Source organism: Qipengyuania vulgaris (genome assembly GCF_009827325.1).
Taxonomy (GTDB): domain Bacteria; phylum Pseudomonadota; class Alphaproteobacteria; order Sphingomonadales; family Sphingomonadaceae; genus Qipengyuania; species Qipengyuania vulgaris.
Window position 1 is genome coordinate 534445 of sequence record NZ_WTYC01000001.1, and the last position, 18922, is coordinate 553366.

An 18922-nucleotide genomic window follows, 5' to 3' on the forward strand; every position below is an offset into this window, starting at 1 on the left:
ACAGCAAATTCTGCGCCCCCCTAGTGGCGCAAGCTTGCATGAAATGTCCGGGCGAATAAGCCCCCAGTCCCAACAGAGGGCTTAGTGCGTTAACCCTTGCCACCTGTCAAAGCACCTTAGCGGTTTTGGAGGCTGGTGTTGCGCAATTCCCACAACATAGGGCCTGCTGCGACGGTTAAATCAACTCTTCGAGAAAGATTCGCCTACTGAGTGCGACCGTGGCCTACTAAAGTTTCAAGGTAACATTTGGACACTTCCCGAAACTCGTATGCAGTCTGCGAATCACCGCTGTTGTTGCACGCTCATGACAAATGGTGCGCCCTGTCAGCCGATAACCATCTCCAACGCGCCGTCACCCTCGTCGATCTTGACCTTCGAACCGTCCGGAACGTCACCGCGCAGGATCATGTCGGCTAGCGGATCCTGTACGTAGCGCTGAACGGCGCGCTTCAGGGGCCGGGCGCCATAAACCGGATCGTAGCCCACCCGGCCGAGCCACTTCTTCGCAGCCTCAGTCAGGTCGAGTTCGATCTTGCGGTCTTTCAGCAGCTTTTGCACCCGCGCCACCTGGATATCGACGATCGGAGCCATGTGCTCGTGCGCCAGCCGGTGGAACAGGATGATCTCGTCCAGCCGGTTCAGGAACTCGGGGCGGAAATGTCCGCGCACGACGTCCATCACCTGCGGCTCGACGTCCTCGACCTTCTGGCCGTCATCCATATTGGCAAGGTACTGGCTGCCCAAGTTTGAGGTCAGGATGATCAGGGTGTTGCTGAAATCTACGACCCTTCCCTGCCCGTCGGTCAGGCGCCCGTCGTCGAGTACCTGCAGCAGCACGTTGAAAACGTCGCTGTGCGCTTTCTCGACCTCGTCGAACAGGACGACCTGATAAGGCCTGCGCCGTACCGCCTCGGTCAGCACGCCGCCCTCTTCGTAACCGACATAGCCCGGAGGTGCGCCGATCAGGCGGGCGACCGCATGCTTTTCCATGAATTCGCTCATGTCGATACGAACCATCGCGCTGTCGTCATCGAACAGGAAACCGGCAAGTGCCTTGGTCAACTCCGTCTTGCCCACGCCCGTAGGGCCGAGGAAGAGGAAGCTGCCCAGCGGCCGGTTCGGGTCCTGCAGGCCAGCCCGCGCACGGCGCACTGCCTTGGACACTGCATCGATCGCTTGGGACTGGCCGATTACCCGCTTCGACAGGATGTTTTCCATGTCGAGCAGCTTCTCGCGTTCACCCTCCATCATCCGGTCGACGGGGATACCAGTCCAGCGGCTGACGACACCGGCGATATCGTCTTCGGTCACCTCTTCCTTGAGCAGAGCGTTTTCCGTGTGGCCGCTCGCTTCCTGAAGCTTGCGTTCCAGCTCCGGAATCCTGCCGTACTGCAGTTCACCCGCCTTCTGCAGATCGCCGCCGCGCTGTGCCTGCTCGAGTTCGATGCGTGCCTGGTCGAGTTCTTCCTTGATCCGCGCCTCGGCATGGATCTTGTCCCGCTCGTTCTGCCACCGCGTGGTAAGCTCCGACGACTGTTGTTCCAGTTCGGACAGTTCCTTGCGCAGGGCCTCCAGCCTGTCCTTGGACGCGGTATCGGTTTCCTTCTGCAGGGCCTGTTCCTCGATCCGCAGCTGGATGATACGCCGGTCGAGTCCTTCGATCTCCTCGGGCTTGCTCTCCACCTCCATGCGGATACGCGAAGCGGCCTCGTCCATCAGGTCGATGGCCTTATCGGGCAGGAAGCGATTCTGGATGTAGCGGTTGCTTAGCTGGGCCGCAGCGACGATCGCCCCGTCGGTGATGCGCACGCCGTGATGCAGCTCGTATTTGTCCTTGATGCCGCGCAGGATGCTGATCGTGTCCTCGACACTCGGCTCGTCGATATAGACGGGCTGGAAACGGCGCTGCAGCGCTGGGTCCTTCTCGACATATTTCTGGTACTCGTCGAGCGTGGTCGCGCCGATGCAGTGCAGTTCTCCGCGCGAAAGAGCAGGCTTCAACAGGTTGCCAGCATCCATGCTGCCTTCGGAGGCACCAGCTCCGATCAGCGTGTGCATCTCGTCGATGAATAGAATGATCTGGCCCTCGGCGCCCTTCACCTCGTCGAGCACCGCCTTGAGGCGTTCCTCGAATTCGCCGCGGTATTTGGCGCCTGCTATCAGCGCGCCGAGGTCAAGCGACATAAGTGTGCGCCCCTTGAGACTGTCGGGAACGTCGCCATTGGCGATCCGCAGCGCAAGGCCTTCCGCAATCGCGGTCTTCCCGGTTCCGGGCTCGCCGATAAGGGCGGGATTGTTCTTGGTGCGGCGGGCCAGGATCTGAACCGTGCGGCGGATTTCCTCGTCGCGGCCGATCACGGGATCCAGCTTGCCGTCGCGAGCCGCCTGCGTCAGGTCGCGCGCATATTTCTTCATCGCGTCGTAGCTCTCTTCGGCGCTTGCGCTATCGGCGGAGCGGCCGCCGGTGGCTTCCTGGATTGCGGTTTCGAGCGCCTTGGCATCCACGCCTGCAGCCTTGAGCGCCTTGCCCGCTGCGTTGTCGGCGATTGCCAGTGCCTGGAGAATGCGCTGGACCGGGACGAAACTGTCGCCCGCCTTCTCCGCCAATTGCTCAGCCTGATCGAGCGCCCGTACGGCATCGTTGTCGAGGCCGGGTGTCGCCTGCGCCCCGCCACCGGACACTGCCGGGACCTTGCCCAGCGCAGTATCGATCTCGGTGATCGCCACGCCAGGATTGCCGCCTGCCCGCTGGATCAACTGCGCGGCCATTCCCTGCTCGTCGTCGAGCAAGGCCTTGAGAAGGTGCGCGGGTGAGATCCGCTGGTGGTTCATGCGGATGGCGACCGTCTGCGCCGCCTGGAGAAAGCCCTTGGCCCGGTCCGTGAATTTTTCGAGATTCATTCGAAACCCCTATCCTTGAAGTACCGCTCGAATATGGTGTTGCGATTATGCAACACAAGCCCTGCCCCACTTTTTACCACGAGGTGTGTTAGCCGGATATAGGGGTGCAATGCGCGAAGGGGAGAGCAGTGCCGAAATTTATTCGGCGTCTACGCCTTCCAGTCCGGGCACCATAACGGTTCGTCCGCCGCCGAAGTCCTCACGGACCACGATAAGGCCCTGACGTTCGAGATGATCGAGCAGCCGGCGGATACGTCCGGGCGAACTGGTGCCATAGGCGCGCGCAAGCTCCTGTTCGTCCACCTCGGTCTCTCCCGCGTGGGCTGCCTTGGCGATGACGAGGAACGGGCCGAGCAAATCCTCCTCAACACCGCTTGCCAATCTCATTATGCGCGCCTGCAAATGCTCTCCCAGCTCTGCCAACCCTGCGCCGGCAAAGGCGAAGCGGCGGCGGAAGGCACGCATGTCGGGCATGGGTCCGATCAGCCGTTCGCGGCGGCAGCGGGTGAGGAAGGTCTGGTACTGTGCACTGGCCGACTGAAAGGCGATGCCCTCTTCGCCCGCCAGTTCGCCAATGATCTCCTCGATCCGCGAGGCAACGGAGGAGGTGTCGACCGGTAAGGCAGCCGGCTCGACCTGCCGTTCCTCTGCATGGGCAATGCTGTCCTCTATCTCTTCCAGACGCGGCGCAAGCGGGGGAGCGGGGGGCGGCGGCGCCTTGGCGACATCGCTGGCAAGGTCACGGGTCAAGAGGTCGGCCATGTCCTCGGGCGCCGTTTCGGGCATGGCCATCAGCCCTTCGCTCCGCGCAGCATTGCCGGTCTTTACCGCGCCGATCTTTACCGCCAGCGGCAAGCGGGTGATAGCAGGGCCAAGTGCGAGGAAGTGTCCGCGCTCGAGCTCGCGGATACGCTCAGCCTGGCGCCGCTCCATGCCGAGCAGGTCAGCCGCGCGCACCATGTCGATATCGAGGAAGGTGCGGCCCATCAGGAAATTCGAGGCTTCGGCTGCCACGTTCTTCGCCAGCTTCGCCAGCCTCTGGGTTGCCACCACTCCCGCAAGGCCGCGCTTGCGGCCACGGCACATGAGATTGGTCATGGCAGACAGCGTCATGCGGCGCGTGTCTTCGGCCATCTCGCCTGCGGCTGCGGGCGCAAACATCTGCGCCTCGTCGACGACCACCAGCGCGGGATACCAATGCTCTCGCGGGGCGTCGAATAGCGCGGTCAGGAATTGCGCGGCGCAGCGGATCTGCTGTTCGACCTCCAGCCCATCAAGATCGAGAACCACGCTGGCGCGGTGTTCCCGGATACGGCGCGCAAGCGCCTCTATCTCTCCGGGGGAATACGCCGATCCGTCGATCACGACATGCCCGAATTCCTCCGCCAGCGAGGGAAAATCACCCTCGGGATCGATCACCACCTGCTGGACCATGCCTGCGCTCTGTTCGAGCAGGCGGCGAAGCAGATGCGACTTTCCGCTGCCCGAATTCCCCTGGACGAGCAGGCGGGTTGCGAGGAGCTCCTCGATGTCGAACTCAACCGCTTTGCCGGTGGTCGTGTGGCCGATGGTGATCTGCGATGTCACAAGCCCACGGCTAGCGTGCCGAATCCTTTGGCGACTAGGCCGCCCGTAACAGTTTTGCCCAGCGGCGATTGCTTCACCGCCATCCCCTCGCTAGGCAGGTTGCAAGAGAGGACTGAATTTCATGAAAAAATGGATCGGGCGTGTCGCAGCCGCCCTGGTGGTAATTGTGCTTGTCGCATTCGTGGCATTGGCGACGTGGGAACCGTTCTGGGCAAAGCGCGAGGGCATATTACCGCCTCAGGCCAGCTATTCCGCCGAAATTATCCGCGACGAATTCGGCGTTCCGCACATCTACGGAGAGCGCGACCGCGACGTGGCATACGGCGTCGCCATTGCCCATTCGGAAGACGATTTCGCGACCCTGCAGGACGTCGTCGCCATGGCCCGCGGGCGCTACGGTGCAATTGCGGGTCAAGACGGTGCCGCCATCGATTATGTCTATCACCTCCTCGACGCACGCGGCACCGCGGATCGGCACTATCCCGGACTGCCCGAAGACACGCGTGCGCTTTTCGAAGCCTATGCCACCGGCCTCAACGATTATGCCGAACAGAACCCGGACGAGATCAAGCTGGGCAATCTCTTCCCGGTAAACGGCAAGGATGTTGCCGCCGGGTTCGCACTGCGCCAGCCGTTCTTCTTTGGCCTCAACAACGTGATCGAACCACTGGTGGCGGGCGAGGACCTGCGCGCCGAGTACGGCCCAGATATTCCCGGTTATCCCCGCGAAGGCACGCCAGCCCGTGCCGAAGGGCAAGATGAAGCCGAAAAAGTCGCCTACTCGCCATTCGGGAAGGACGCCGCACACAACGGATCCAATGCCTTTGCAGTCACGCCGGAGAAATCAGGCGGCCCGACCATCCTCGTATCCAACAGCCACCAGCCCTGGCGCGGCGGCGTGGCATGGTACGAACTGGTCGTGGAGAGCGAGGAAGGCTGGCACTATGCCGGTGCGAACTTCCCCGGATCGCCCTTCCCCTTCCTTGGCCATAACGAGGCGCTTGGGTGGACCAACACGGTCAACACGCCCGACATGGTAGATGTGTACGAACTCGAACTGGACGAGACGGGTAACCGCTACCGCTTTGGCGGCGAGTGGCGCGACCTTGAAACACGCACCGTCACGCTGCCGGTCAAGATTGGTCCGATTGTCCTTCCGATCCGGCGCGATGTCCATCGCAGTGTCCACGGCCCAGTCATCATCAACGATCGCGGTGCCTTCGCCTTTCGCTATGGCGGGATCGACAATCTGGGCCAGCTCGATGCCTATTACCGGATGAACAAGGCCGAAAGTCTGGAAGAGTGGGAGGCCATCCTCGCGCGGATGGACATTCCCTCGACCAACTTCATCTATGGCGACCAGGAAGGGAACATCGCCTACGTCTACAACGCCGCCCTGCCGGATCGCCCGGAGGGGCCGAACTGGCGCGGCGTGCTGGACGGTTCCGACCCGGCGCTCGTGTGGGGCGGGCCAGTCGATTACGAAGAACTGCCGCGTTATCTGAACCCGGCCTCGGGCTGGCTCTACAATGCGAACAATGCCCCCTTTACGGCGGCAGGCGAAGGCAGCGACCTTTCGCCTGATGAATTTGCGCCGGAACTGGGCGTCGAACTCAAACAGACCAACCGCTCGCGTCGCGCGTGGAAGCTGATGACCGAGGCTGAGCGGCTAGATCGCGAGACGCTTGAAGAGATCAAGTACGATACGGATTACGAGCGCAGCGGATACGTTGCCAATCTGTGGGAAGATCTCGCCGCACTCGATCTTTCCGACGATCCTGACCTAGACCGAGCCCGCAACCTGCTTCTCGGTTGGGATTTCCGGGCCGACAATATCGGACGGGCTGATAGCCTCGCCTTGCTCATGATCCGCGAATTTATGTCGTCGTCCTATCAGAACAATCCATGGCCCGATGTACGCGAGGAACTCGCAAAGGCGGTCGATCATCTCGAAACGCATTTCGGGCGCATCGATCCTCCGATGGGAGACCTACTCCGCTTGCGTCAGGGCGAAGTCGACCTTCCGCTGGACGGCGGATCCGACACGCTCCGCGCCTCTACGCTGTGGGACGTCGAAGAAGACGGAAGGCTTGCCGTGCGCCACGGCGACAGTTTCATCCAATGGGTCGAATGGCTCCCGGGCGAGCGTGTTGCATCGCGCTCGATCCAGCCTTTCGGAGCAGCAACCACAAAGCCGCAGTCGCCGCACTATACTGACCAGTCCACACTGTTCATCCAGCACCGTTTGAAACCGGTCCATTTTTGGCGCGAAGATGTATTGGCCAATGCCGTCACTCGAAAGACGGTGACGCACCGCTAATCACTGGCTAGCGTACCAATAGTTATTTGTATGAGTCGCGTTCAGGGGAGAATTCATGCGTTTTAAGACTTTGCTGGCGGTTTCGGCCGCGCCCTTCATCCTTGCCGCCTGCGCAACTGCGCCGGCCTATGACGTCGCCGATGCCGGCAGCGCCGAAGTCGCCGCCACCGATACGGCAGAACCAGCCGAGCTGACCTCGCTCATCGACGAGGTCGCCATTCCCCATGAAAAGTTCACGCTGGAGAACGGGCTCGATGTCATCGTGCACACGGATCGCAAGGCGCCGATCGTCGGTGTCGCGGTCTGGTACAACGTAGGATCAAAGGACGAACCGCAAGGCCAGACCGGCTTTGCCCACCTGTTCGAACACTTGATGTTCAACGGCTCGGAGAATGCGCCTGAAGACTATTTCCAGTACCTTCAGGAAATGGGCGCCACCGATTACAACGGTACGACCAATTTCGACCGCACCAATTATTTCCAGACCGTTCCTACCGCTGCGCTGGAACGCGCGCTGTGGCTGGAAAGCGACCGCATGGGCTATCTGCTCGGTGCAGTGACGCAGGAAAAGCTCGATAACCAGCGGGGTGTCGTCCAGAACGAAAAGCGCCAAGGGGACAACCAGCCCGGCGGTCTCGTGTTCTATGAGATCATCGATACGCTCTTCCCTGCGCCGCACCCATACGACCACTCGCCCATCGGCTCGATGGCCGATCTCGACGCAGCCAGCATGGAAGACGTGCGCAACTGGTTCCGTGACAAATACGGTCCCAACAACGCCACACTGGTTCTCGCCGGTGACGTCTCGGCTTCCGAGGGCCGCCAACTCGCCGAAAAATACTTCGGTGCAATCGAACGGGGCCCGGTGAATGAACCCGCGCAGGCAGAGATCACCGAACTGGCTGCGCCCGTGCGCACAGTGATGCGTGACCAGGTCGCAGCGACCAACATCAGCAAATACTGGACCGCCCCCGGCATCACCGACCGCGAACTGACCGCCTTGACCGTCGGCGCCCAGATCCTCGGCGGCCTCTCGTCGAGCCGCCTCGACAACGCCTTGGTACGCGACGAACAGCTCGCTGTCGGCGTTTCCGGTGGCAACTTCGCCTTCCAGCGCGTCGGCATCCTGAACGTCGGCGCAACCGCAAAGCCGGGCGTCGAAACCGAAGTGCTCGAAGCGCGCCTCGACGCACTGATCGCACAGTTCATTGCCGACGGCCCGACGGAAGACGAAGTCCGCCGCGCCGCGACGACAACTGTTGCCCAGACCATCCGCGGTCTCGAACAGGTTGGCGGATTCGGCGGCAAGGCCGTGACCCTCGCCTCGGGCGAAGTCCTGGCCGACGATCCCGGCTTCTTCGCGCAGCAGCTTGAAACGCTAGCCACGCTGACCCCCGGCGAAGTCCAGGCGGCCATGCAGCGCTGGATGACGCGGCCTGCGATGACGCTAGTCCTAGAGCCGGGTGAGCGTGACAGCGAGTATGAAGAAGCCGCCTCGGTCGAAGCCGAGGCCGCCAGTGACGAAACGGCGGCAGCGGAGGAAATCACCGTGACCAAAACACGTCCGGCCCCGCCGATCGCCAGCAGCGCCGATCTCGATTTCCCGGATGTCCAGCATGCCACGCTGGCCAATGGAATGACGCTGCATTACGCGATGCGCGACGCCGTTCCGGCGACCTATGTCACGATGAGCTTCGATGCCGGCAGCGCGGCCGATCCGGTCGCCAAGCGCGGGCTCGAAACCCTGACCTTGTCGCTGTTCGACGAAGGCACCACGACCCGCACTTCGCAGGAACTTGCCGAAGCCAAAGAGCGGCTCGGTGCCAACATCTCGCTCGGCGGCGGTGAAGATCGCTCGACCTTTACCCTGTCGGCCTTGTCCGCGAATCTCGTACCTTCGCTCGAACTCATGTCGGACGTGGTTCGCAATCCTGCTTTCGATCCGGCCGAGATCGAACGCGTTCGCACCCAACAGGTCACTGGCGTCCAGCAGGAATTGCGCACTCCGGCTTCGATTGCCGCGCGCACGCTGACACCGCTCATCTACGGGGAAAACAATCCCTATGGCGGCGCTGCCAGCGGATCGGTGGAATCGCTCCAGGGCATAACGCGCGTCGACATCGTGACCTTCAAGCAGCGCTGGATCAGGCCTGACAATGGCGAAGTCTTCGTCGTCTCCGATCGTCCGCTCGCCGAAATCGTTGGCGCGCTCAACACCGTCTTCGGTGACTGGGATGCGCCTGCGGTAGCCAAGGGCGAGAAGAGCTTCCCGGCAATGCCGGCGAAACCGGAAGAAGCTCGCATTGTCTTGGTCAACCGGCCCAATTCTCCGCAGAGCTATATCCTCGGCGGCCAGATCACCCCGGTCGATGCCCGCGATGAAACCTATGTCGACTTCCTCAACGCGAACAACGCACTGGGGGGCAACTTCCTCGCGCGTCTCAACATGAACCTGCGCGAGACCAAGGGCTGGAGCTACGGCGTTCGCGGCGCGCCGCAAACCAACGAGAATGCGGTTGCTTATCGCGTATCGGCGCCTGTCCAGGCTGACCGCACGGGCGATGCACTCGCCGAACTGATCCGCGAGACCGGCGAATTCCTCGACACGCGAGGGGTTACCGAAGCCGAGCTGACCCGCATCGTGGCGGCGCAGATCGGGGAGCTCCCGGGCCAGTTCGAAACGTCCGGTGCAGTTCTTTCGGCCATGCAGAACAATGCGCTCTACGGCCGTCCGGACAATTACTACGAGCTGCTCTCCGACCGGTACCGTGCGCAGACTGGCGCCAGCCTCGATGCGGCCGCACGGGCTGCAATCGATCCGGACCGGTTTGTATGGGTGATCGTCGGTGACGCCGAGAAGGTCGAGCCGCAGCTGGAAAGCCTCGGGCTCGATGTCGAGGTCGTCCAGTCGGCCCCGACCGCGAATTGAGGCTTATTGACATTCATGTCAGCAAGCACGAAGACCACGCGAGTTCAAATCAAGGAGAATACGCATGTCCGTAGCCGGAACTTATGAAACCGTCGTCAAAAGCCCCATGGGCGATCAGAAGGGGACCTTCACTGTCGTCCCGGGTGACGATGGCAACACCTTCACCGGTTCGATGGCCGGCGGAATGGGCGCGATGGACGTCAAGGACGGCAAAATTAACGGCGACGAGCTGACCTGGGCGATGGACATGACCGTCCCGATGCCAATGACGCTCAACTGCAAGGCGACCGTCAATGGCGACCAGCTGACCGGCACCGTCAATGCCGGCGCTTTCGGCGACATGCCGCTGACCGGCGAACGCCAGGGCTGATCGCCCCAAACGAAAAGAAAGGGCCGCCGGAGCGATCCGGCGGCCCTTTTTGTTTGTCTTGGCTGTCGAGGGTTACTCGACCACGTCCATTTCCTCGATGAGGCCCTGGGCACCATCGACCTTGTCCATCACCCAGAGCATATAACGGGTGTCGACATGGATCGTGCGCGTCGTACGCGGATCGAAATGCCAGTCGGAATTGACACTTTCGAACGTCCCGTCGAACAGCAGGCCGACGAGTTCGGCACGCGCATTGAGCGTGGCCGAGCCGCTATTGCCGCCGGTGCTGTCGAGGTCGGACAGGAAGTTTACCGGGACCGAGCCGACTTCGGGCGAATAGTACTTACCGTAATCTTTCTCGCGGATTTCCTGCAGCTGCCGTTCGGGAGCATTGAACGGTTCTTCGCCCGTATCCTTTTCGGTAATACCTTCAAGCGTGGTGAACGGCATATAGGCCATGCCGTCCTTGGGCGAACCGCCCAGCACGGTGCCGTAGGTAACCCGTAAAGTGGAATTCGCGTCGGGATAGGTCGCCAGACCCTGCGAACGCTGCCACTGGGTGATCGCCTCCATGTAGCCGGGACGTAGCGCCAGCGCGCGGCCGGACCGTTCCTCGCTCTCGGCTTCCAGCCCACGCTCGTACTCGTAGAGCGCGACTGCAAGCTGCATGAAGGGATCGTCCGATGCCTCAAGATCCTCAGGTGTGGCATCCATCAGCGACAGGCGCGTTTCCGCATCGTCGAGCGACGTGCCCGCGTAATATGCGTCGAGCTTGGCCGACAGGATCGCCTCGTCGATCTGGCCTGTCAGACCCAGCGCATTGTCGAACACGGCCACGCGGTTTTCGGCAGGCTGGTCAAGATAGCTATCGAGGAACAGCATCCATTGCGCCTTGTCGACTGAGGCTTCATACCGGCGGTCGAGCGCCTGAAGCCCCTGACGGAAGAAGGTCATGTCGCGTTCCTGGAAACCCGGCTCACGTTCTGCGTCGGGCTTCTGACGCTCGTGTGCGAGGCGATAGAGGCGCTGCGCCGCAGAAAGCAGCGCAGGACGGGTCGCGAAGCCATACCAGAAGGCTTCCTGCGCAGCCTCGGCGCTTTCCTGTGACAGCGCCTGCAGGCCGGCAATGGCCTCGCCATATGCGGCGCGGCTACCGTCGGCCGCAATCCAGCCAGCCAGTGCTTCCTCACGCTCACGGCGCAGGTCGACCAGGCCCACGCGGCGTGCGCCTTCGAGCTGCCCGCGCGTATTCTTCTCGAAATTGTTCAATCCGGCGAGAAGCGATTCGTATTTGACCCGCGCATCCGAACCCTCGGGCGCCGCTTCCTCGATGGTGTCGATCCACTCGTTGAGCAGGGTCACGTAGGTCGGGTAAGACCAGCTGAAGGTGTTCTCCACCTCTGCCAGCGTGGCATAGCGCGAGGTCGATCCGGGATAGCCTGCGGCCATCACGAAATCACCTTCCTTCAGGCCGCCTGCACTCACCTTCAGGTGATGTTCCGGCTGATAAGGCACGTTCTCTTCCGCATAATCAGCAGCCGAACCATCGGGCGCGACATAGGCACGGTAGAACGCGAAATCACCCGTGTGGCGCGGCCACATCCAGTTATCGATATCGCCGCCGTATTTTCCGATGGAGTCGGCCGGTGCATAGACCAGACGTACGTCGCGCACTTCAAGCCGCTCGATCAGCGTATATTCCGCACCGCCATAGAAGCTGGCGACCTGACAGCGGTAACCCGCCTTCTGTTCGCACTCGGCGGTGATGTCCTTCATGCGCTGCTCGACCGTCTCATACCGCTCGGTCGGCGACAGGGCTTCGGTCCCTTCGCGCATGCGCTGCGTCACGTCGGTCAGCGCCGTGGTGACGTAGATGCGCGAACCCGGCGCGGCTGGCAGTTCGTCAGCCGTAGCTTTCGCGAGGAAGCCGTCGACCAGATAGTTGTTCTCGGCAGTCGAGTTGTACTGGACCGATCCGCGGGCGCAGTGGTGGTTCGTCACCACCAGACCAGCCGGCGAAACGAAGCTGGCCGAGCATCCGCCGAGCGAAACGATGGCTCCCATAGGGAAACCGGTCAGATCGGTCAGGGCTTCGGGATCGATTTCCAGCCCGGTTTCGCGAAGATCATCGGCGATCTCCGGAAGCTGCTGCGGCGTGAACATGCCTTCCTTGGCGGCAAGTGGCGCGGATGCGGCGCACGCCAGGAGGGCGGCGACGGTCGTGATTTTTCTCATTGAAGTACAGTCCCCTACCTTGTGCGCGAAGAACGCACGGTGGCAGGTGGCGTAAGGACCAACGATCCGCGGATCAAGCATGCGCTCGGCGGGTTACTTCTGGGTTCGACCAAATCCCGCGCAATCAGCCGTCCGGGAGCACGAAAACTCAGCCTAGTTTGTCTTTCAGCAGCTGGTTGACCACCGCCGGATTGGCCTTGCCCTGCATGGCCTTCATCGTCTGGCCGACGAAAAACCCGAACAGCTTGTCCTTGCCGCCGCGGTATTCCTCGACCTTGTCGGCATTGCCCGCGATGATTTCGTCGATGGCCGCTTCGATCGCACCGGTGTCGCTGACCTGCTTCAGGCCTTCGGTATCGGCGATCTCCTGCGGATCGCGGCCCGTGCGAAGGACGATCTCGTAGACCTCCTTGGCCTGTCCGCCGGAGATCTCGCTCTTGTCCTGCATGGCGAGGATGCTGGCTTGCGCTTCGGCGGTGGCGTTGGCCATATTGGCCTCTTCGCCCAGCGACTTGACCACGCCCGGAGCTACCGAGAGGGCCCAGTTCGCGACCTGCGTTGCCACCTTCGCCTCGGGCTTGCCGATTTTCGCTGCGGTCGCGGTGAGCAGGGTTTCGAAGCGTCCGAAAGTCTCGACCTCTGCGGTCAGCTCGCGCGCATTGTAAGGCGTCAGGCCAAGCTGGTTCTCGTAGCGTGCCCGCTTGGCATCGGGCAGTTCGGGCAGGCTGGCGCGGCAATCCTCGAGGAAGCTGTCTTCCAGTTCCAGCGGCAGCAGGTCCGGATCGGGGAAATAGCGATAGTCATGCGCGTCTTCCTTGCTGCGCATGGTCCGCGTCGTGCCGGTCGCCACGTCGAACAGGCGCGTTTCCTGATCGACCGTTCCGCCGTTCTCCAGCACATCGACCTGGCGGTTGGCTTCGTATTCGATGACCTGCATCACGAAGCGCACCGAGTTCACGTTCTTGGTTTCGGTGCGCGTGCCAAATTCGTCGCCCGGGCGGCGGACGGAGACGTTCACGTCGGCGCGCATCGAGCCTTCTTCCATGTTCCCGTCGCAGCTACCCACGTAGCGCAGGATGGACCGCAGCTTGCGGACGTAGGCGCCCGCTTCGGCGGGGCTGCGCATATCGGGCATGGATACGATTTCCATCAAGGCGACGCCGCAACGGTTGAGATCGACATAGGACATGGTCGGATGCTGGTCGTGCATCAGCTTGCCCGCGTCCTGCTCGACGTGGATGCGCTCGATCCCGATGACCTTTTCTTCCGGAATGCCCGCCTTTTCGTCGGCGTCGATCAGCAGCTGTCCTTCGCCTACGATGGGGTGGTAGAGCTGGCTGATCTGGTAACCCTGCGGCAGGTCGGCATAGAAGTAGTTCTTGCGGTCGAACCGGCTCCATTTGTTGATCTGCGCCTCGATCGCCATCCCCGTGCGTACCGCCTGGCGGATGCATTCGCGGTTCGGCACCGGAAGCATCCCCGGCATCGCTGCATCGACGAGGCTGACCTGCGTATTCGGTTCCGCGCCGAAAGCGGTCGAAGCGCCGCTGAACAGCTTGGCATTGGAAGTGACCTGCGCATGGACTTCGAGGCCGATCACGACTTCCCATTCGCCGGTTGCGCCCTGGATGCGGTAGTTAGTCATCTTCATTCTGCTTTCGGTTTTCGCTCTTGAATCGCGCCTCGCCATGGCCGATCCGCTTGGCAAGAATTGCCGGCACCGCCATCACGCCGACAACGGCCACCGCGGCGATCAGCGTGAAAATGGCTTCGTTCACCACCACTTCTCCGGCTTCGCTTCGAACCCGGCACGCTGCTGGATCGCCAGACCTGCATTGAGCACGCCCTGCTCGTCGAAAGGCTTGCCGACGATCTGAAGGCCGAGCGGCAGACCGTCCGGGTTGACCGCGGCGGGCACGCTCATCGCGGGAAGACCTGCAAGCGATGCGGGAACAGCGAACACGTCGTTCAGATACATCGTCAGCGGATCGTCGTTGAGCGAGCCGAGCGGGAAGCTGGCGGTCGGCGTGGTCGGCGCGAGGATCGCGTCGCATTCCGCAAACGCCTTCTCGAAGTCCTGCGCCACCAGCGTGCGGATCTTCTGCGCCTGCGTGTAATAGGCATCGTAGAAGCCCGCGCTGAGCACATAGGTGCCGATCAGCACGCGGCGCTTCACCTCGTCGCCGAAACCCGCGGCGCGGGTTGCGGCGTACATGTCCTGCAGGCCGGCCCCTTCGGGCAGGTCGCGCAACCCGTACCGCACGCCGTCATAGCGCGCGAGGTTGGACGAGGCTTCTGCCGGGGCGATGATGTAATAGGCGGGCAGCGCATACTTGGTGTGAGGCAACGAGACGTCGACGATCTCGGCGCCTGCATCGCGCAGCATGGCCTTGCCCTGTTCCCAGCTGTCGAGGATTGCCTGGTCGGTACCGTCCATGCGGTATTCGCGCGGGATGCCGATCTTCTTGCCTGTCAGGTCCGCATCGAGTGCCGTTTCCCAATTGGGCACGTCCATGTCCAGGCTGGTCGCATCCTTGCCATCGAAACCGGCCATGGCTTCGAGCATGATCGCGCAATCTTCGACGCTGCGCGCCATCGGGCCTGCCTGATCCAATGAGCTGGCAAAGGCGACCACGCCCCAGCGGCTACAACGGCCATAGGTCGGCTTGATCCCGCAAATGCCGGTGAAGGCTGCGGGCTGGCGGATCGAACCGCCGGTATCGGTGCCGGTGGCCGCCGGCGCAATGCGCGCGGAAACGGCCGAGGACGACCCGCCCGACGAACCGCCCGGGCTCATCGCGGCATTGGTGCCATCCTTTTTCCACGGCGAATTGACGTTGCCGAAAAAGGACGTCTCGTTCGACGAGCCCATGGCGAACTGGTCGAGGTTGAGCTTGCCCAGCATGCCCGCGCCTGCATCCCACAGCTTCTGGCTGACGGTGCTTTCATACTGCGGCGTGAAGCCTTCCAGAATGTGGCTGGCGGCGGTGGTCTGGACGCCCTTCGTCGAGAAGAGGTCCTTCATGCCGATAGGCACGCCGCCCATCTTGCCGAGATCTTCGCCCTTGGCGCGTTTCGCATCGGCGGCATCGGCCGCAGCAAGAGCGTGGTCGGGGGTGGTGACGATGAAAGCGTTGAGTTCGCTCGCCGAAGCCACCGCAGCATTGAACGCCTCGGCCACTTCGCGTGCGGTGAACTCGCCGCCGGCCACGCCGTCGCGGATCTGCTTGACGCCCAGATTGGTCAGTTCGTTTGCGTTCTGAGGCATTATTCGATCACCTTCGGCACACCGAAGAAGCCGTGTTCGGCCGCCGGTGCATTGGCGAGTATATCCTCGCGCCGACCACCCGAAGTTTCGGGGATCGCATCGACCACATCGTCACCCAGGCGCAACGTGTTCGGGATGACAGCGGTCATCGGTTCGACACCGGAGGTATCGACCTCGCCCAGCTGTTCGACCCAGTCGAGGATATTGTTGAGTTCGGGGACCATTCGATCGAGTTCCTCGTCGCCCATCTTGATGCGGGCGAGCGAGGCGATCTTGGCCACTTCTTCGCGTGTGACTGACATGGGTGTGCGCACTAGCCGCGCAGGGGGTTCTCTTCAAGCGGCTATGCGGCGGTGCAACATCATTCGAATTTTCGTCCGGTCGGTTCGCCTCCCACGAAAATCTCCCTTTCGCGGGAGGGCGCGATCGTCACCGCGCCACTTTCGATGGCGCGTCTTTCCCGAAGGAGCGATACGCGTTCTTCCTCCTTGGACATCGGTTTGGCGGGCGGATCGCCCGTCAGGATCTTCCAGCCGCCATCGCGAAACCCGAACGGCTCGATATCGATCGCGCAGTCACGCCCGGGCTCGACCGCTTCGCCTTCCGTGACCTGCGGCGCGGTGCATCCGTCGCCCAAAACCGCGACCGTCTCGTCATCTGCCTGAAGGTAGACCCGGCAGACCACCTCTCCCCGGCAGACATGAACTTCCGCGATGGCATCCTTCAGTCCCGCCGGCAGCGCAGTACCGACGGGATAGACCGCAAAACGGTCGGTCAGCTCTCCGCGACCATCCAGTCCGTCCGGCGGCCAAGAACGCTCCGTCTGCGCCTGCGCTTCCTGCGCCAGCTTCGCCACTTGGGCGTTGCCGCTTTTCGCCAGCTTCGCCAGCGCTTCACGCCCGGCATCGCCGAAATCCCAGCGCAGGGCCGCAAAGTCGAAATCCTCTGCCGAGACTTCGCCCGCTTGCAATCTCGCCAGCTGGTCGCGCGCGGATATGACACCGAAATCGAGGATGGGCAGCGCAAGGATAAACGCAAGCACGCAGGTTCCGGCTGCGAGATGCAGATTGGCCCTACGCACGCGCTCCATCCACTGCGTCATGCGTCCGCGGATCGGAGCGACGAAATAGGCCACGCCGTATGCCACTGCGACCATGATCGCGATCAGACCCCAGATACGTTCCGGACTCAGGCCGTATTCCGCGATGCGCGTGCCGGTGGAAATCGCCGCCATGATCGAAAGCGGCAGGATACCCAGCGCCAGCACCAGTGCCGCCCAGCGCAGCACACGGCTGCCACTGGCCTCCGCATCACCGTTTCGGACGACTGAATTGACCAGCACGAAACTGGCGGCCGCGCAGGAGAGCAGCAGCGGCGTCGGACTGCGTGTCGCACCCCAGAGTACGTCGAGGCCGCTCACCAGTACCGCGAGAATGAAGATCGCCAGCGCCCCCGCGAAGGGAACCGCAATTAGCGACAGAACCAGCATCCCGACCGATTGCAGCGTGCCGATAACTTTGAGCTGGTTGCGGAGAACCCCGAGCGCAGCGCCGAAGGTCACCCCTGCGAAGGTCCAGTTGAACCATTCCTCCCGCAAAAGTTCGCGCAGAAATTCGATTTCGATGGCGGCAAACAGCTCGGCCAGAAGATTGGCGAGCAGGAAGGACAGGCCGGTGAATGCCAGCGCCCCGCCTGCGCTTATGGCATCGGTCCAGACATGGAAGTGCGTGTCGTCGTAGGACGTCCGCCAGCGTAGGCGATGGAAACGCGCCTGGAATAGCGGCAAGGCCAGCGCGATCGAGACGATACCTGCTGCCAGCCAATATCCCTCGTCGGCGTAATGATCCTCTGCCCGTGCGACCCGCCAGGCGATACCCGCCATCACGGCGCCGACCAGCAGGGCAAAAGCCAGCGGTCCTCTCCAGCGTTCACGGACCAGCGTGAAGGCAAAGGCAAGCGGGCCGAAGAACAGGAAACCCGTCAGCGCGGCGCGCCAGGGCGGGACATTGTCGTATTGCCAATCGCTGGCGTAGTGGATCAGTAGCCCTGCGACGCCCAACAGCAGCGCGAGCATCCAGGGGCGCAGCGACCAGTCGGTATCGCGCGTCGTATCGGTATCCGTCATCGCCAGTCCCTCCTCCATCGGGAGGAAGGACTAGCCGAAAGTCAGCGTCCCGGCATGAGGAAAAGCTGAGGAATTGCGGAAAATTACTCCGGCGCTGCGGGAGCCGCAGGTTCGCCTTCGGGACCCTGCGGGCCGCCCATCGCGCCCATCATCGCCTGCAACTGCTGCGCCTTCGCTTCGAATTCCGCACGCGGCAGAAAGTCGACGACCTCGACCTCGAATGTCAGATCGGCATTGGGCGGAATGTCCGAGCCGGGAGGCGGCTCGGCGCCATAGGCCTGGTCGCCAGGAATCGTCAGGCGGTACTTGCCGCCCTTCTCCATTTGCGAAAGTCCGTCGAGGAAGCCGGGGATGATCGCGCCTTCTTCCAGCAGCAGCGGGCTGCCTTCGGGAAAGAAGCCCGGCGGAATGGGTAGCGGCCGCGAACGGTCGAACTCGGTTCCATCGTCCAGCGTGCCGACATAATTCACGAACACGACATCACCGATCTGAGGCGATTGGCCATTGCCTTCGGTAAGGACCTCGACACCGGCAGACTTAGGCGCCGCGGCCCATGCGAGCCCCGCGCCCAGCAGGATTGCGACGATCACGCCGAGCCAGAGCTTGGTCAGCGAGCCTTTCTTGATAGGCTGGAGCGGTACGCGGGTAATCTCGGTCATGTGGAATTCGTCCTGATACGCAAAGGGCGCGGATTTCTCCGCGCCCTCATGGCTTGTCTGGTGCGTTGCATCAACGGGAATTTTCGGGCGGCCCGTATGGGCGCAAACCGGTTCCCGCTTTTGCTGACGGCGCTTTATTTGATGCCGTCACGCTCCATGCGCTTGCGCTCCATCTTGCGGGCGCGGCGAACGGCTGCTGCCTTTTCACGGGCGCGCTTTTCGCTGGGCTTTTCGTAGTGGCGACGCAGCTTCATTTCGCGATAGACGCCTTCCCGCTGCAGCTTCTTCTTGAGCGCGCGGAGGGCCTGGTCGACATTGTTATCGCGAACCATGATCTGCATAAACTTCAATACCTCGACTTTGCGGGCCAGAGCCCGCTCAAAAGCGGGGTATGCCTCCTTGAATTGGGTTCTGCTTCTTCAACGAAAAGCGCGCCGAATCCGTTCCGGACCGGCTCGAATGGCGCGCACATACGGATTCGGCGGGAAAAAGGCAAGTGCGTTAGAGCGGCTTTCGTAATGGCGCGCA

At 62.3% G+C, this 18922-nt stretch carries 13 protein-coding genes; 3 read left to right on the forward strand and 10 right to left on the reverse strand.

The genetic code is table 11. The features are described 5' to 3' along the window. Positions 1-324 precede the first annotated feature (324 nt). Positions 325-2901 carry an ATP-dependent chaperone ClpB gene (gene clpB / locus GRI69_RS02665; RefSeq protein ID WP_160726757.1) on the reverse strand — a complete coding sequence of 859 codons (2577 nt, stop codon included), beginning with the start codon at positions 2899-2901 and terminating at the stop codon, positions 325-327. Positions 2902-3039: 138 nt separating this feature from the next. After that, positions 3040-4488 (reverse strand): helicase HerA domain-containing protein, encoded by a 1449-nt coding sequence (locus GRI69_RS02670; RefSeq protein WP_160726758.1) that lies wholly within the window; start codon positions 4486-4488, stop codon positions 3040-3042. A 121-nt stretch (positions 4489-4609) separates the two neighbouring features. Here GRI69_RS02670 and GRI69_RS02675 point away from each other — a divergent pair, with 121 nt between their 5' ends. The 3 genes from GRI69_RS02675 (at position 4610) to GRI69_RS02685 (ending at position 10107) form a co-directional block, all read left to right on the forward strand. Further along, entirely contained in the window at positions 4610-6808 is a 2199-nt protein-coding gene (locus tag GRI69_RS02675) for a penicillin acylase family protein (protein ID WP_160726759.1), read from the forward strand. 55 nt (positions 6809-6863) lie between these two features. Beyond that, positions 6864-9737, forward strand: a complete 2874-nt coding sequence (locus tag GRI69_RS02680) for a M16 family metallopeptidase (protein ID WP_160726760.1) — start codon at positions 6864-6866, stop codon at positions 9735-9737. 64 nt (positions 9738-9801) lie between these two features. Further along, on the forward strand, positions 9802-10107 hold the full coding sequence (locus GRI69_RS02685) for a hypothetical protein (RefSeq protein WP_160726761.1): 306 nt from the start codon (positions 9802-9804) through the stop codon (positions 10105-10107). Between the two features lie 72 nt (positions 10108-10179). Here GRI69_RS02685 and GRI69_RS02690 read toward each other — a convergent pair whose 3' ends face one another. From GRI69_RS02690 to rpsU, 8 genes are all read right to left on the reverse strand, one after another. Beyond that, positions 10180-12342 (reverse strand): S46 family peptidase, encoded by a 2163-nt coding sequence (locus GRI69_RS02690; RefSeq protein WP_160726762.1) that lies wholly within the window; start codon positions 12340-12342, stop codon positions 10180-10182. Between the two features lie 148 nt (positions 12343-12490). Then, positions 12491-13987 (reverse strand): Asp-tRNA(Asn)/Glu-tRNA(Gln) amidotransferase subunit GatB, encoded by a 1497-nt coding sequence (gene gatB / locus GRI69_RS02695; RefSeq protein ID WP_160726763.1) that lies wholly within the window; start codon positions 13985-13987, stop codon positions 12491-12493. Next, positions 13980-14120, reverse strand: coding sequence for a hypothetical protein (locus tag GRI69_RS02700; RefSeq protein WP_160726764.1), 141 nt, complete (start codon positions 14118-14120; stop codon positions 13980-13982). The genes gatB and GRI69_RS02700 overlap by 8 nt, the downstream gene beginning before the upstream one ends. Next, positions 14117-15610 carry an Asp-tRNA(Asn)/Glu-tRNA(Gln) amidotransferase subunit GatA gene (gene gatA / locus GRI69_RS02705; RefSeq protein ID WP_160726765.1) on the reverse strand — a complete coding sequence of 498 codons (1494 nt, stop codon included), beginning with the start codon at positions 15608-15610 and terminating at the stop codon, positions 14117-14119. Before gatA ends, GRI69_RS02700 begins: the two co-directional genes overlap by 4 nt. Further along, positions 15610-15912, reverse strand: coding sequence for an Asp-tRNA(Asn)/Glu-tRNA(Gln) amidotransferase subunit GatC (gene gatC, locus GRI69_RS02710; RefSeq protein WP_160726766.1), 303 nt, complete (start codon positions 15910-15912; stop codon positions 15610-15612). Before gatC ends, gatA begins: the two co-directional genes overlap by 1 nt. A gap of 59 nt (positions 15913-15971) precedes the next feature. Beyond that, on the reverse strand, positions 15972-17735 hold the full coding sequence (locus tag GRI69_RS02715; RefSeq protein WP_160726767.1) for a DUF4153 domain-containing protein: 1764 nt from the start codon (positions 17733-17735) through the stop codon (positions 15972-15974). Between the two features lie 83 nt (positions 17736-17818). After that, a complete protein-coding gene (locus GRI69_RS02720; protein WP_160726768.1) occupies positions 17819-18394 on the reverse strand; it encodes an FKBP-type peptidyl-prolyl cis-trans isomerase in 576 nt (191 codons plus the stop codon). A gap of 134 nt (positions 18395-18528) precedes the next feature. After that, entirely contained in the window at positions 18529-18735 is a 207-nt protein-coding gene (gene rpsU, locus GRI69_RS02725) for a 30S ribosomal protein S21 (RefSeq protein WP_011413239.1), read from the reverse strand. Positions 18736-18922: the final 187 nt, after the last annotated feature.

Coding starts and splice junctions, on each gene's coding strand:
- rpsU (WP_011413239.1), bottom strand. CDS start 18,735: ATGCAGATCATGGTTCGCGATAACAATGTCGACCAGGCCCTCCGCGCG.
- GRI69_RS02685 (WP_160726761.1), top strand. CDS start 9,802: ATGTCCGTAGCCGGAACTTATGAAACCGTCGTCAAAAGCCCCATGGGC.
- GRI69_RS02715 (WP_160726767.1), bottom strand. CDS start 17,735: ATGACGGATACCGATACGACGCGCGATACCGACTGGTCGCTGCGCCCC.
- gatA (WP_160726765.1), bottom strand. CDS start 15,610: ATGCCTCAGAACGCAAACGAACTGACCAATCTGGGCGTCAAGCAGATC.
- gatC (WP_160726766.1), bottom strand. CDS start 15,912: ATGTCAGTCACACGCGAAGAAGTGGCCAAGATCGCCTCGCTCGCCCGC.
- GRI69_RS02675 (WP_160726759.1), top strand. CDS start 4,610: ATGAAAAAATGGATCGGGCGTGTCGCAGCCGCCCTGGTGGTAATTGTG.
- GRI69_RS02680 (WP_160726760.1), top strand. CDS start 6,864: ATGCGTTTTAAGACTTTGCTGGCGGTTTCGGCCGCGCCCTTCATCCTT.
- GRI69_RS02720 (WP_160726768.1), bottom strand. CDS start 18,394: ATGACCGAGATTACCCGCGTACCGCTCCAGCCTATCAAGAAAGGCTCG.
- GRI69_RS02690 (WP_160726762.1), bottom strand. CDS start 12,342: ATGAGAAAAATCACGACCGTCGCCGCCCTCCTGGCGTGCGCCGCATCC.
- clpB (WP_160726757.1), bottom strand. CDS start 2,901: ATGAATCTCGAAAAATTCACGGACCGGGCCAAGGGCTTTCTCCAGGCG.
- gatB (WP_160726763.1), bottom strand. CDS start 13,987: ATGACTAACTACCGCATCCAGGGCGCAACCGGCGAATGGGAAGTCGTG.